We start from the raw sequence: 13,682 nt of genomic DNA on the forward strand, positions 1-13,682 counted from the left end.
GAAGGCTGCCGATGACCGCCACCGCCGTGATGACGTCCCATGAACGCTCCGCCGCCCAGGCGTATCTGCGCCTGCTGAGTACGGTGCGCGCCGCCCTCGACGCTCCGGCCGGCGCGTCCGGCGCCCCGGTCTCGCTCGAAGGCGTCATCGCCGAGGCGGACGACGCCCTGGCGCGGGCCGGTCTCGCGGGGAACGAGGCCGTCCTGTTCGCGCTCGTCGGCAGCCTGCACACGGGAGGTGCGCCGGGACGGCCCCGCGGGTGACCGCGGGGCGTCGCGCGCCCCGGGTCAGCGCTTTTGGCCGACGCCGCCGTACATGGCGACCTCGTCCGGCAGCGTGTCGCCCGCCTCGGGGCGCCAGCGCGAGCACGAGACGACGCCGGGCTCCAGCAGATCGAGCCCGTCGAAGAAGGTGGCCACCCGCTCGGGGGTGCGCTGGGTCAGCTTCGGCGTGCCGTGTTCGTTCCAGAACGCCACCGCGTCGTCCACGTCGGGCATGGCCGGGCTGGTGATGGTGTGCGACAGCACCAGGAAGCTGCCGGGGGCGAGTTCCTTCATCAGGTCGCGCACCAGGGCGCGGGCCTCGGCCTCGTCGGGGATGAAGATGACGACGCCGAGCAGCATGAGGGCGACCGGCTCGCTCAGGTCGAGGGTCTTCGACGCGTGCTCCAGGATTCCGGCGGTGTCGCGCAGATCGGCGTCGAGGTAGTCGGTGCGGCCCTCGGGGGTGCTGGTCAGCAGGGCGCGCGCGTGCGCGAGGACCAGCGGGTCGTTGTCCACGTAGACGATCCGGGCCTCGGGCGCGATGCGCTGGGCGACCTCGTGGGTGTTGTCCGCGGTGGGCAGGCCGGTGCCGACGTCGAGGAACTGGCGCACCCCGCGGTCGGCCACGAGGTGGCGCACGGCTCTGCCGAGGAACAGCCGGTCGGCCAGGGCGTAGTCGCCGATGCCCGGGTGCAGCGCGCGGATCTGGTCGCCCACTTCGCGGTCGACGGGGTAGTTGTCCTTGCCGCCGAGCCAGTAGTTCCAGATCCGGGCGGTGTGCGGCTGCGCGGTGTTGATGCGCTCGCGCACGTGGTCGGGCGTCGACGAGGGGGCGGGATTCTCGGTCACGGGTACGTCTCCTGGTGATGCGGGCGCTGCGTCAACGGCCAATCTAAAGACTGGTGTTGCGAACTGTCACAGAGTTCGTGGCGCGGCGCACGCCGTATCTCGCGCCGTCCGCGCCGGACGGCCGCGCGAGCCCCCATATCCCCCCATTTTCAAGCCGGTTGAAGGACTGGTAGGAAACCTTCCTATCCGCTACGCTCCCGGCGGCGGCTCGGCGCGGTGCCCGGTCCTCCCCGTGGGCATGACGCGCTCAGCGAGAGCTCTGACCCGGCCGTCGCGACGGTGCTCCCTGCCCGTGACGAGGGCGGGTGCGGCGCCTCGCGCTCCGGTGTCCAGCTCTCGCCACCCCCCAAGGCAGGGAGTCCAGGTATGCGCCTGAACGCCTCCGCTCCACCCTTCTCCGCACCGCGCCGTCCCGCCGTGGGCGCCGCGATGGCCGCCGTCCTCGTCCTCGTCGCGGGGCTGCTGCTCATCTGGCCCGACCGGGCCGGAGCCGCCGCCGACCCGCTCATCTCCCGCGACCGGCCGGCCACCGCCTCGTCCTCCGAAACCTCCTCGCTCGGCCCGAAGAACGCCGTCGACGCCTCCGCCACCACCCGCTGGGCCAGCGCCGAGGGCAAGGACCCCCAGTGGATCCAGGTCGACCTCGGTGCCACGGCCGACATCACCCGCGTGGCCCTCAGCTGGGAGGCCGCGTACGCCAAGGCCTACCGGGTCGAGTCGTCGGCCGACGGCGCGACCTGGACGCGCCTCGCGGCCGAGAGCGCCGGCAACGGCGGCACCGACGACTGGACGGGCCTGTCCGGCAAGGGCCGTTACGTCCGCGTGTACGCCACGGCCCGCGGCACCTCCTACGGCTACTCCCTGTACGACCTGTCGGTCTATGGATCCCTCGGTGGCGGCACGCCCCCGACCGGCGCCTTCACCGTCGTCGCCGCCGGCGACATCGCCGCGCAGTGCACCGCGTCCGACAGTTCCTGCGCCCACCCCAAGACCGCCGCGCTCGCGCAGAAGATCGACCCGCGGTTCTACGTGACGATGGGCGACAACCAGTACGACGACGCCCGCATAGCCGACTACCGCGCCTACTACGACAAGACGTGGGGCGTCTTCAAGGCGAAGACCCACCCGGTGCCCGGCAACCACGAGACGTACGACCCGGCGGGCAGCCTCTCCGGCTACAAGCAGTACTTCGGCGCGATCGCCTACCCGCAGGGCAAGAGCTACTACAGCTACGACGAGGGCAACTGGCACTTCATCGCCCTGGACTCCAACACCTTCGACCAGTCGGCGCAGATCGACTGGCTCAAGTCGGACCTCGCCCGCAACAGCAAGGGCTGCATCGCCGCCTACTGGCACCACCCGCTGTACTCCTCGGGCGGCCACGGCAACGACCCGGTCAGCAAGCCCGTCTGGAAGCTGCTCTACGGTGCGGGCGCCGACGTCGTCCTCAACGGCCACGACCACCACTACGAGCGCTTCGCCCCGCAGGACCCGGACGGAAAGGCGACCGCCAAGGGGATCGTCGAGATCGTCGGCGGCATGGGCGGCGCCGAGCCCTACCCGATCGAGCAGGTCCAGCCCAACAGCCAGAAGCGGATCAGCGGACAGTACGGCGTCCTGAAGCTCGACTTCAACGACTCCGGCTACACCTGGAGTTACGTCGGCACGGACGGCCAGATCAAGGACTCCGCACCGAACTACACCTGCCACTGATGTACCTGGCGACCACCGGTCGCCGGGACGCGCCGCCCCCGTCCGCCACCGGCGGGCCCGGGCGGCGCGTCCCCGCCACCGTCCTCGCGCTCGGCACGGTCAGCCTCGTCACCGACGTCTCCTCGGAGATGGTGACGGCGGTCCTGCCGCTCTACCTCGTGGTGGGCCTCGGCCTGTCCCCCCTCCAATTCGGCTTCCTGGACGGCCTGTTCAACGCGGCCTCCGCCGTCGTGCGATTGCTGGGCGGGCACGCCGCCGACCGCGGCGGGCGGCACAAACGCGTCGCCGGCCTCGGCTACGCCCTGTCCGCCGCCTCCCGGCTCGGGCTGCTCCTCGCGGGCGGCGCGGCCGGCCAGATCGCGGCGGCCCTCGCCGTGGACCGCGTCGGCAAGGGCATCCGCACCGCGCCACGGGACGCCCTGATCACGCTGAGCAGTCCCCCGCACCTGCTGGGCCGGGCCTTCGGCGTGCACCGCGCCATGGACACCACGGGCGCACTGCTCGGCCCGCTCGCCGCGTTCGGTCTGCTGTGGGCGACCGCGGACGCCTACGACGCGGTGTTCGTCGTCAGCTTCTGCACCGGACTGCTCGGCGTCCTGCTGCTCGTCCTGTACGTCCCCGGCCGCACCGATTCCCCCGCAGCCCCAACTCCCCGACGCCGCAACCCCCTCGCCGCCCTGCGCGGCGCGGCCTTCCGGCGGATCCTGTACGCGGCAGCCCTGCTGGGGGCCGCCACCGTCGGGGACTCCTTCGTCTATCTGCTCCTGCAGCGCGGGCTCGACATCCCGGTCGGCTGGTTCCCGCTGCTTCCGCTCGGCTCGGCCGCCTCCTATCTGCTGCTCGCCGTCCCGGCCGGCCGCGTCGCGGACCGCGTGGGGCGGCGGCTGCCGTTCCTGTACGGCCATGTCGCGCTGCTCGGCGTGTACGCGCTGCTGCTCATTCCGGCCGGCGGCCCGGCCCTCCTGCTCGTGCTGCCCGTGCTCGCGCTGCTCGGCGTCTTCTACGCGGCGACCGACGGGGTCCTGATGGCGCTGGCCTCGCCGGCCCTGCCGGAGGGCGGGCGGGCCGGCGGCCTCGCCCTGCTCCAGACCGCCCAGGCGCTGACCCGGCTCCTGGGCACCGCCGGGTTCGGCGCCGCCTGGACCGTGTGGGGTCAAGGACCCGCGCTGTGGGCCGCGCTCGGCGCACTGGCCGTCTCCCTCGCCGGCGGCTGGGCGCTGCTGCCGCGCACGCCCGCCCCCGCACCGGAAAGGTCCACCGCATGAGGCCCCGCGCGAAGCTCGCCGTGCTCGTCACGGCCGTCCTGCTGCTCGCCGCCGGCTCGCTCGGCTATGTGCTGCACTCCACCCACCGCGGCGCCCAACGGGCCGCCGCGGACGGCTCGTTCACCCTGGAGGGCCCCGGCCTGTACTTCCGGGACACGGCCACCGGACGCATCGCCCACCAGCCGCTCGGCACCCCGAACGCCGCCCGGCGCGGCGGCGGACCCGCGTGCGAGCGGTTCTACGCGGCCGGGGACACCGCGGTGTGCCTGCGCCGCGAGCCCGGGGTGCCGCCGCGCGCGTACGCCGTGGTGCTCGACCGGCGGCTGCGCGAGGTGCGCAGGATCGCCGTGCCCGGCATCCCCAACCGGGCCCGGGTGTCCGCGTCCGGCCGGATGCTCTCCTGGACGGCGTTCGCGGTCGGCGACTCGTACGCGGCGAGCGGCTTCTCCACCCGTACCTCGATCCTGGACCTGCGCTCCGGCTACCTCATCAAGTCGATGGAGGAGATCCCGCTGACCTTGAACGGCGCCCGCTACCACGCCCCCGACGTCAACTACTGGGGCGTGACGTTCGCACGCGACGACAACCGCTTCTACGCGACCGTCTCGACCAGGGGCCGCACTTATCTCGTGGAGGGCGACATGGCCGCCTGGTCGGCCAAGTCCCTGCGCGAGAACGCCGAATGCCCCTCCCTGTCGCCCGACAACACCCGGATCGTCTTCAAGAAGAAGGTGTCGAACGACCCGGCCGCGCCCTGGCGGCTGTACGTCCTGGACCTCGCGACGATGGCGGAGCGCCCGCTGGCCGAGTCGCACAGCGTCGACGACCAGGCCGCCTGGCTCGACGACCGGACGGTGGCCTACGCGCTGCCCGGCCGGGCGGGCCGGGCCAGTGACGTGTGGGCCGCGCCGGCCGACGGCACGGGCGCTCCCCGGCTGCTCGTGGAGGGCGCCTCGTCACCGGCCGCGGTGCGCTGAGCCGGCGCCCGAGGTGCGTCCCGGTGCCGGGGGCGCGGCGGGCGCCGGCGCTCCGGGCGGGTCCCCCGGCACCTGGGCGGGCCCCGCCCGCCGCGCCCTCACGCCCCCTCCAGAGCGCGGGCGACGGTGTCGAAGAACGCGGCGTGCGCCCGCGCGCTGCACGGGGATTCGGGGTTCCAGGCGAGGATGCGGGCGCGTTCCTCCAGAGCGCGCCACGAGGGATCGGTGCGCAGCGCGGCGAGCGGGGCAGCGTTGCACCGGACGTCCGCGAGGACGATGTCGGGCCGCAGTTCCACCGCCGCGTCCCAGGGCGCGGTCAGCCAGTTGGCGCCCGGCCCCTCCCCCGGTGCCACCAGGTTCACGCCGAACTCCACGAGCTCGCGCAGCTCGGGCCAGGCCGTCGGCCGGGCCAGATGGACCTGGTCGGGACCGGCCGGCGAGAGCGCCAGGACCCGCGGAGCCGGGGTGCGCGCGGTGGCGGCGCGCAGGCGCTCCTGCGCGGCGGTGAGGGCCGACGCGTCCTCGCGTGGCGCGCCCAACGCCGTGGCCAGGTCGGCGAATCGGGCCCGTATGCGCGCGGGCGTGCGGTCCGTGCCCACGTCGAGGACGACCACCGGGACGCGCTCCTCCAGATGCTTCGCCGTCTCGGGGTCGAGACCGTAGACCTGGCCGCCGCCGTAGCTGACGGCGACCACCAGGTCCGGCTCGGGGGCGAGCAGCGCCGCCACGTCGAGGCCGCCGCCCGCGCCGAGGTAGCCGACCTCGTGCGGGGGCAGCGCGCCGGTCTTGGCCGGGTCCGGATCGGGGCCGTCGTGGAAGGAGCCGAACACCGCCGTGGGCCGGACGCCGAGGTCCTCCAGGGTGGCTCCGGCCTGGACGTAGGCCACGACGCGGACCGGCGGCGCGGGCGCCGTCGAGACCTGTCCGCGGTCGTCCGAGAATCGCCAGGCAGTCTTCTCCATGACGTCATCCGCCCCCAATGCGGTCGCGTTGCCGGCTCGTGCGAAGCCGTGTCCCCCGCTTGCCTGCCCAACGCACGCGATCGGCACGCCAGTTCCCGCCTCCCTTACGGCGCGCGGCCCCAACCTGCTTGTGACGCAACGTCGTTGGGGGGCAGCAAGGGAGGCTACGGGCACCGACCGTTTCGAGCCGTACGCCATGACGACGGGGCGACGGGAGGCCGGACAGCTCGTAGTCTGCGGGGCCATGAACACGACACGCCTCGCGGGTCTCGGCCTCGCCGCGGTCCTGTCATGCACCGCGGCCGTGCTCCTCGGCGTGGGCACCCCCGCGAACGCCGACACCGCCGACCTGACGTTCAGCACCGACGGGGCCGCGGTCAACCCCGGCGCCGTCTTCGATCTGACGATGACGCTCACCAACACCCAGGCGACCGAGATCAGGTTCATCTACCAGTCGATCCGGCCGACCTGGGACACCGAACGCCAAACCGACCTCCGGTACGCGCAGGTGAGCTGCTCGGCGGACGGCTCCCCCTGCGCGGACGCCACCCGGCTCGGCCTGGACTACGCCCTGCCGCTCGCCCCGGGCGAGAGCCGCACCGTGACGCTCACCTACCGCATCGCTCCCGAGTCGGCGTGCGGGCGGACGCTGGGCTTCTCCTCGTACCTCTACTACGAGTACGGCAGCGGCCTGTTCTCCACGAGCGACACCTACGGGTCGCCGGACATCGCGGTGCGGTGCCCGGCGGCGCACTGAATACGGACCCGCGGCCACCCGGCACGACGGTGGCCCCGGCACGGATGCCGGGGCCACGGTCAGGGAGCGGGCGTTACCGCGTGGCGCCGCGGAACCTGCGGTAGAGGACCCCGCCGCCCAGGAGCAGCGCGGCCGATGCGGGGATCGCGAGGCCGATGCCGTCCGCTCCGGTGTGGGCCAGCGTGGGCCCCTGCGCCACGGGGAGCGCCGGGGGCGCCGCGGCGGCCGGGACCGCGGTGTGCGGGGCGGGCGGCGCGGGGGCCGGCGGCGGAGCGGGGTGGTGGCGGACCGGCGGCTCGGACTGGTTCACCGCGGTGTTCCCGATCGACGGGTTCAGGACGCCGACCACGCCCACCGAGTTCCCGGAAATGTTGACGGGGAGGTCGACCGGGAGCTGGAGTCCGTTGCCCGCGAGGACACCGGGTGAGTTCTTCTCGCTCCCGGACGCCGACGCGCCGCCGCCGTTGCCCGCGTGCGGGGCGCCTGCCCTGACGCCGTGCCCGTGGGAGGCGCGCGAGACGTTGGCGCAGGTGTTGCCGGCGCTGGGGTTGAGCAGTCCGAGGACGTCCACGGTGTTCCCGCACACGTTCACGGGGAGGTCGACCGGGAGCTGTACGGCGTTGCCGGCCAGCGCTCCCGGCGAGTGTTCGGCACTGCCTCCGGCGGTGGAGTCCGCGTGGGCGTAGCCGGTCGCGGCCAGCACACCGCCCGTGGCCACCGCCGTGACCAGGCCCTTCATGGCGACCCGTCTCATTGGTTTCCTGCCTTCCGGAGTTCGTCACGGACCGCTCGCCCGCACCGCCATCAACGGCGAAGAGGCCGGATGGGTTATGCCTCATACGCCTTTCACTCCATCGAGTGGCCTGATTATCGAAGCGCGTCGCACTGGTCCTGCTTGCAGTGCTATGAGCCGGTTTCGGCGCCCGGTACACGGCGCCGCGCAGCCGTCCCGCGCGACCGGGGGGCGGCCCCCGCACCGAGCGCGCCCCATGGCAAGATCGCTCGCAGGCCGGCGGGGAGTCCCTGGCCGGGGCAGGTGCGGGGGTTGAGGGTGCGCGGCGACACACAGGCCTGCGAGCGGCCGGGCGGACCGGAGCCGGCGCTTGCGGAGCCGCTGCCTCCGATCGCCCTCCAGGCCGCCGGTCCGCGAGCCAGGACCGAACACTGGCTCAGCCGATTCGTACGTTTCCTCGGGCGGAACCTGTGCCGCGAATTCCGGGTCGTCGTCGCCGAGCCGGTGCGCGCGCTCGTACGGCGCGGCCTGTCCGGAGTGGCGCTCGCGATCTTCACCGCGGTGGCGGTGCTCTCGCTGCACGCCGTGGACCAGACCCGCTCGGGGGCGACGCTGGTCCGGCTCGTCTCGCACGTCCGGGGCGACATCCCGCTCCCGCTCGTACTGCTGCGCACGCCCCTGTCGCTGTTCGTGCCGGCCCGTGACATGGCGGCGCTGCCGGGCATCCCCGTGCTCTTCCTCGGGATCGCGCTGGCGCAGCTGGTCCTGGGGCCCGCCCGCACCGTGCTCGTCGCGTACGCGGTGTCGTTCGCGGGCACGCTCAGCGCGCGCGTCATGATCGCGCTCGGGCCCCGCTGGTGGGGGCTGCCCCCGGAGGCCGCGCATGTCATCGACACCGGGGCGTCCGCCGCCGTGGTCGGCCTGTTCGCCCACGTCGCCACCGTGAAGCGGGCGCCGGTCCTGTTCCTGTTCGCGGTCACCCCGACCGTGCTCAGATCCCTGCACAAGCCGAACCTGGCGGGCCGCGAGCACCTGGTCGCCATCACGGTCGCGGTGCTCCTCGGCCTGCTGGCCACCCGCAGGAACCCGGCGCTGCGCGACGGAGCGTCGGGGGCCTGAGCACGGGTGGCGGGGCCGGGGCGCGCCCGGTCCGGCTCACTCGTCCTCGTTGCCGTCCCGCGTGCAGGCGATCACCCCGGCGACGTCGGCGAACCGGGCGGTGAGCACGGCCGGATCGGCGCGGCCGACCGCCGAGACGACGACCTCGGCGGGGTCACCGCCCCCGCCCGGCCGTTGCATCTGGAGCCCCGCCACCGTGAACCCGGCACGCTCGCACTGCTCCATGAGTTCCCGCAGCAGGCCGGGCCGCTGCTCGTAGGTGATGCGGAAGGTCGGCGCGGCCGTGCGCATCGCGGGCAGCCGGTGCACCAGGGGCCGCACCAGGTAGGCGGCCACGAAGTAGGCGGCGGTCGCCAGTATCGAGAGCAGTGGCAGCCCGGCGGCGGCAGCGGCGCCGACGGCCGCGGTCAGCCAGATCGTCGCCGCCGTGGTGAGCCCCTGTACCGAACCCCGGTGCACGAAGATGACGCCGCCGCCGATGAACCCGACGCCCGACACGATCTGCGCGGCGACCCGGGACGGGTCGAGCTCGATCGTGCCGGCGTGCAGCACATCGCCGAACCCGTACTTGCTGACCAGGGTGAACAGGGCCGAGCCGACGCCCACCGTGGTGTAGGTGCGCAGCCCGGCGGCCTTCTGGCGGATCTCCCGCTCCAGGCCGATCGCCGCGGAGAGCAGGAACGCGAGGCCGAACTCGCCGGCCTGCACCCAGCCCTGCCCGCTCGGCTCCAGCACCCCGGCCGCCACCTGCACCATCACGTGCCCCTTCCCACTCGGCCGCGCCCCGCGCACGAACAGGGTCTCCCTACCCATACAGCCACAATCCATGGCGGCCCGCCCGCACGGGGACGCCCGGGAACGCCGTCGTCAGGGGCGGTCGCGGCGGTGCACGCCGACCACGTATCCGCCGTCGTCGTAGGGAGCCGCGTCCCAGGTGGCGAACCGAGCGACGGAGCTGAGGCCGGCGGCGGCGCAGTGGGCTTCGTACTCGCCCAGGGTGAGGACGGGCGGCACGGGCAGATGGGCCGTGTCGAGCCCGAAGCCCGCCACCAGCAGGCCGCCCGGGCGCAGCGCCCCCGCGAGGCGCGCGACCACGTCGCCCTCGGTGCCCGGCGTGACCAGCGGCAGGACGTTCCCGGCGGCGACGACGAGGTCGAAGTCCGCGGCGACACCGAGGGCGGCCGGATCGAACGCGGCCAGATCCACCCGGTACCAGGGCAGCCCCGGCGCCCGCTCCCGCGCCACGTCCAGCATCGAGGCGTCCAGGTCGACGCCGACACAGTCGTAGCCGAGCTCGGCGAGGCGGATCATGACCCGCCCGGTGCCGCACCCGGCGTCCAGCACCCGGGATCCCGGCGGTACGAGGGACGCGCAGAGCGCCGCCTCGCCGTGCACGTCCTTGCCACCGCGCGCCAGCGCCTCGAAGCGCGCCGCGTACTCGTCCCCGGAGGTTCCTCCGGTCAGTTCCTGCCAACGACTCATGGGGCCGACTGTAGAGCGCCGCCGGGACCGTCCGGCCGGCGCCCGGAATCGGGGGCGCGCCGAGCCGGTCCGATATCCTGACGGGGTGGCGGACACAACCGGCGGAGAGCCGCAGACCGACGGACGCTCCACCCGGTGGGACAAGCACAAGGCGCAGCGCCAGGTCGACTTGGTGGACGCGGCCGTCGCGCTCATCGAGGAGGAGGGCACGCGCTTTCGCGTGCAGCGGCTGGCCGAGCGGGTGGGCCTGCCGCGCTCGGTGCTCTACCGGCACTTCAAGGACCGCGCCGCGCTGGACGAGTTGATCCGCCGGCGGGTGGTGGAGTCGTTCCTGCGGCGGATGGAGCCCACCCTCACCTTCGAGGGGACCGTCGAGGACGCCGTGCACCGGGTGGTGGGCGCGCATCTGGACTGGGTGGCCCAACACCCGCGCCTGTACGCCTACATGGGCGTGGCGGAGCATGCGATGGGTGACGGCTCGCTGGTGGCGGACACCAAGACGGCCATCGCCCTGATGCTGAGCGAGCGGTTCGGGGACGTGCTCAAGGCGCTCGGGGTGCCGCAGGCTCCGATCCGGTCGGTCGCGGTCGGCATCGTGGGTTTCGTGGACACGGCGGTCAACCAGTGGGCGCACGACGAACGCCGCGAGCAGTCCGAGGAGGAGCTGCGCGCGATGCTGTGCCGCTCGGTCTGGGCGATCCTCGACGCGACGCTGCGGGACCTGGGTGTCGAACTGTCGCCGCAGCAGCGCGTGTCGGACCTGGAACGGCGCTGACCGCGCTCCCCCGCCGGCAGCCGCGAGGTCCGATGTTGTCCGCGAGACCCGGGGGCTGCCGTCGTCGAGTCCCCGCCGCCGGGGCCGCGACGCGTGCCGGCGCCCCCGGCCCCGTCAGCCCCGGCCCCGTCAGCCGCGTACCGCCGGGACGGTGCGCGTGGCGGCGCGGTGCAGTGCAACGGTGTCCGTGAGCTTGACGCGGGGTCGTCCCTGGGCCTCGCCCGCGGCTCGCTCCACGCCGTCGATCGCCCGCCACGCCGCCAGGTCCAGGGCGGCGCCCGCCGTGGCCGCGCCGGACACCGGCCGGTCGAGGCGGCCGGCGGCGAAGTCGTCCAGGAGGGATGCGACCGTCTCCTGGGCGCAGGTCTTGTTCGTTCCGATGAAGCCGGTCGGCCCCCGCTTGATCCAGCCCGCGACGTAGACGCCCGGCTCGACCCGCCCGGCCTCGTGCGGGACCGTCGCGGTGTCCTCGTCGAAGGGCAGACCGGGGACGGGCCGGGCCCGGTAGCCCACGGAGCGCAGCACGAGGCCGGTCTCCAGGGTCTCCACCTCGCCGGTGGGCCGGGCGCGGACGGTGCCGTCGTCGTCGGTGTGCAGGGTGGTGCCGGTGACCTCGACGGCGCGCACCGAGCCGTCGCCCACGATCCGCACCGGAGCGGTGAGGAAGCGCAGCACGATGCGGCGCCGGCCCTCGACCGGCGGGCGGGCCGCCAGTCGCGACAGCAGCCGCGTCTTCTCGGTGGCATCGGGCGCCAGGCCGTCGGGCCAGCCCTCGACGCGTACGTCCACGTCCGTGAGGGCGCCGAGCGCGAGCAGTTCGGGCACGGTGAACGCGGCCTGTGCCGGGCCGCGCCGGCCGAGGAGGACGACCTCACGGAGCCGGCCGGCGCGCAGCGCGGTGAGCGCGCGGTCGGAGATGTCGGTGCGGGCCAGGGCCGTGGGGTCGGCGGTGAGGACACGGGCGATGTCGAGGGCCACGTTGCCGTTGCCGATGACGACCGCGCGCTCGTGGCCGAGGTCGTGGTCGTCGTGCGCGCGGTCGGGGTGGCCGTTGTACCAGGCGACGAACTCGGTCGCGCAGACGCTGCCGGGCAGGTCCTCACCCTCGATGCCGAGGCGCCGGTCGGTCGCCGCGCCCACCGCGTAGACCACCGCGTGGTGTTCGCGCAGCAGGTCGGCGTGGGTGACATCGGTGCCGACCTCGACTCCGAGGCGGTAGCTGAAGGCGGGCTGCGACTCGATGGCCCGGAACAGGTCGGTGACCCGCTTGGTGTCCTGGTGGTCCGGCGCCACACCGGCCCGTACGAGGCCGTACGGGGTCGGCAGCCGGTCGTAGACGGTGACCCGCACGCCCGGATGCCGCAGCAGCTCGTCGGCGGCGAAGAGTCCGGCCGGCCCGGAGCCGACGACCGCGACGGACAACTCGCCCTGCGGGAGCCGCCGTTGCTTCGGGACCACGTGCATCGGAGCACGGTCGGCGTGCGGATTGGCCTGGTAATAGGCGGCGTTGAGCTCCAGGAACGGCAACTCCGCGGCGGCCAGCGCCGTATGGGGCTTGAGCGCGTCCACCGGACAGGCCGTCGTGCAGGCACCGCAGTCCACGCAGGTACGCGGATCGACGTACAGCATCGCCGTGGTGGCGAAGCCGGGCTCGCCCGGCGCGGGGTGGATGCAGTTGACCGGACAGGCCAGCACGCAGGAGGCGTCGGCGCAGCAGGACCGGGTGACGACGTACGGCACGGCGGCTGGTCTCCGTTCGGGCGGTGGGGGTGGGCGGGGCGTCGGGGCGGTACGGATGGTCAGTCGGTGAGCGGAACCGGTTCGCCGCGGAAGCGCGCGGGGCGGCCGTCGATGCGCAGGGCCCGCCACAGCGGGCGGGAGGCCTTGTTCATCAGGCCGATGTCCTCGGCGAGCATCCGCACGTCGGAGAACAGGTCGTGCAGCATCGCGCGGCCGGCCTCGGACTTCCAGAAGACGTCCTTGACCACCCACGCCGGGATGCCGACCGCTTCGGCGGACTTCCGGTCCGGGATCATGATGACGTCGCACAGGCTGCGCATGATCAGCGGGAAGAGCAGCGACAGGGCGCCGCGGCGGGCCCGGCCGAAGCGCGGGACGCGCAGACGCAGGAACTCGTGCGCGAAGGAGATGTGGCGGGCCTCCTCCGCGATGTGGATCTGCATGATCCGCTGCGGCAGGGGGTGCACCGGCTCCCCGCTGCGCAGGGCCGACTTCTGCAGATGGTCGATGGGCTCCTCGCCGGCCAGGATGCCGGTGAAGAACGCCTCGGGGTACAGGGACCCGAACAGCGGCAGTACGCGGCTGAGTTGGCGGAACCAGCGCTTGCCCCCGGCGGTGTCCACGCCGGTGCGGTTGACCAGTTCCTGGAACATCTGGGTGTGGTGGGTCTCCTCGGTGACCTCGTGTGTGAGGTACCTGAACTCCTGGTCCCGGTTGTCGAGTTGGTAGACGTAGTCGAGCGCCCCGCGCATGAGCAGGTTCTCGAACTGCATGCCCACCTTGGCGATCACCGCCCAGCGCCAGATCCCGATCCGGATCCGCGTCTCCAGCGGCTGCTCCTGGTACCACGGGTGGGCGCCGAGGGCGTCCGCCGAGGTGAGGACCCAGCGCGGGTCGTGCGGGTCGACGGCGAACTCCGGGTCGTCCCACGCTATGTCGGTGAAGGCGTTGAAGTGGACGTTGACGGAGCCCTCGGACAGGGTCCGCAGGCGCTCGTCGTAGGCCTTCCTGGTCAGGTGCGCGGTCATCGTCGTCCTCGCTTGTCTG

General features: G+C 73.7%; 14 protein-coding genes. 7 read left to right on the forward strand and 7 right to left on the reverse strand.

Going from position 1 to position 13,682, the window contains the following annotated elements; translation table 11 throughout:
• Positions 1-11: 11 nt before the first annotated feature.
• On the forward strand, positions 12-263 hold the full coding sequence (locus tag ACGF3I_RS06970; protein ID WP_393129552.1) for a hypothetical protein: 252 nt from the start codon (positions 12-14) through the stop codon (positions 261-263).
• A 24-nt stretch (positions 264-287) separates the two neighbouring features.
• On the opposite strand, the gene ACGF3I_RS06975 is transcribed toward ACGF3I_RS06970, so the two are convergent.
• On the reverse strand, positions 288-1,112 hold the full coding sequence (locus tag ACGF3I_RS06975) for an SAM-dependent methyltransferase (protein ID WP_393129553.1): 825 nt from the start codon (positions 1,110-1,112) through the stop codon (positions 288-290).
• Positions 1,113-1,478: 366 nt separating this feature from the next.
• On the opposite strand from ACGF3I_RS06975, the gene ACGF3I_RS06980 reads away from it, so the two are divergent.
• From ACGF3I_RS06980 to ACGF3I_RS06990, 3 genes are read left to right on the forward strand one after another with little or no spacing between them, the layout of a single operon-like run.
• A complete protein-coding gene (locus tag ACGF3I_RS06980) occupies positions 1,479-2,825 on the forward strand; it encodes a discoidin domain-containing protein (protein ID WP_393129554.1) in 1,347 nt (448 codons plus the stop codon).
• Entirely contained in the window at positions 2,825-4,090 is a 1,266-nt protein-coding gene (locus tag ACGF3I_RS06985; RefSeq protein ID WP_393129555.1) for an MFS transporter, read from the forward strand. Before ACGF3I_RS06980 ends, ACGF3I_RS06985 begins: the two co-directional genes overlap by 1 nt.
• On the forward strand, positions 4,087-5,067 hold the full coding sequence (locus tag ACGF3I_RS06990) for a TolB family protein (RefSeq protein ID WP_393129556.1): 981 nt from the start codon (positions 4,087-4,089) through the stop codon (positions 5,065-5,067). The genes ACGF3I_RS06985 and ACGF3I_RS06990 overlap by 4 nt, the downstream gene beginning before the upstream one ends.
• A 98-nt stretch (positions 5,068-5,165) precedes the next feature.
• Here the strand turns inward: ACGF3I_RS06990 and ACGF3I_RS06995 are convergent, their stop codons facing one another.
• Positions 5,166-6,029, reverse strand: coding sequence for an ABC transporter substrate-binding protein (locus tag ACGF3I_RS06995; protein ID WP_393129557.1), 864 nt, complete (start codon positions 6,027-6,029; stop codon positions 5,166-5,168).
• A gap of 244 nt (positions 6,030-6,273) precedes the next feature.
• Between ACGF3I_RS06995 and ACGF3I_RS07000 the strand changes: the two genes are divergently transcribed.
• Positions 6,274-6,786, forward strand: a complete 513-nt coding sequence (locus ACGF3I_RS07000; RefSeq protein WP_393129558.1) for a hypothetical protein — start codon at positions 6,274-6,276, stop codon at positions 6,784-6,786.
• A 73-nt stretch (positions 6,787-6,859) separates the two neighbouring features.
• On the opposite strand, the gene ACGF3I_RS07005 is transcribed toward ACGF3I_RS07000, so the two are convergent.
• Positions 6,860-7,540: a chaplin gene (locus ACGF3I_RS07005; RefSeq protein WP_393129559.1), complete on the reverse strand. Its 681-nt coding sequence runs from the start codon at positions 7,538-7,540 to the stop codon at positions 6,860-6,862.
• A 297-nt stretch (positions 7,541-7,837) separates the two neighbouring features.
• Here ACGF3I_RS07005 and ACGF3I_RS07010 point away from each other — a divergent pair, with 297 nt between their 5' ends.
• The gene (locus ACGF3I_RS07010) at positions 7,838-8,638 is read left to right on the forward strand and encodes a hypothetical protein (RefSeq protein ID WP_393129560.1); all 801 of its coding nucleotides are present in this window, start codon (positions 7,838-7,840) and stop codon (positions 8,636-8,638) included.
• Between the two features lie 36 nt (positions 8,639-8,674).
• Here the strand turns inward: ACGF3I_RS07010 and ACGF3I_RS07015 are convergent, their stop codons facing one another.
• Together ACGF3I_RS07015 and ACGF3I_RS07020 are read right to left on the reverse strand one after the other, a co-directional pair.
• Positions 8,675-9,385, reverse strand: coding sequence for an MgtC/SapB family protein (locus ACGF3I_RS07015; protein ID WP_393129725.1), 711 nt, complete (start codon positions 9,383-9,385; stop codon positions 8,675-8,677).
• Positions 9,386-9,505: 120 nt separating this feature from the next.
• On the reverse strand, positions 9,506-10,120 hold the full coding sequence (locus ACGF3I_RS07020; RefSeq protein WP_393129561.1) for a class I SAM-dependent methyltransferase: 615 nt from the start codon (positions 10,118-10,120) through the stop codon (positions 9,506-9,508).
• An 85-nt stretch (positions 10,121-10,205) separates the two neighbouring features.
• Between ACGF3I_RS07020 and ACGF3I_RS07025 the strand changes: the two genes are divergently transcribed.
• A complete protein-coding gene (locus ACGF3I_RS07025; protein WP_393129562.1) occupies positions 10,206-10,895 on the forward strand; it encodes a TetR/AcrR family transcriptional regulator in 690 nt (229 codons plus the stop codon).
• Between the two features lie 129 nt (positions 10,896-11,024).
• Here ACGF3I_RS07025 and ACGF3I_RS07030 read toward each other — a convergent pair whose 3' ends face one another.
• Positions 11,025-12,635: an FAD-dependent oxidoreductase gene (locus ACGF3I_RS07030; protein ID WP_393129563.1), complete on the reverse strand. Its 1,611-nt coding sequence runs from the start codon at positions 12,633-12,635 to the stop codon at positions 11,025-11,027.
• A 59-nt stretch (positions 12,636-12,694) separates the two neighbouring features.
• Positions 12,695-13,663 carry a diiron oxygenase gene (locus tag ACGF3I_RS07035; protein WP_393129564.1) on the reverse strand — a complete coding sequence of 323 codons (969 nt, stop codon included), beginning with the start codon at positions 13,661-13,663 and terminating at the stop codon, positions 12,695-12,697.
• Positions 13,664-13,682 lie beyond the last annotated feature (19 nt).

Source organism: Streptomyces sp. NPDC048111, assembly GCF_043202815.1.
Lineage (GTDB): Bacteria > Actinomycetota > Actinomycetes > Streptomycetales > Streptomycetaceae > Streptomyces.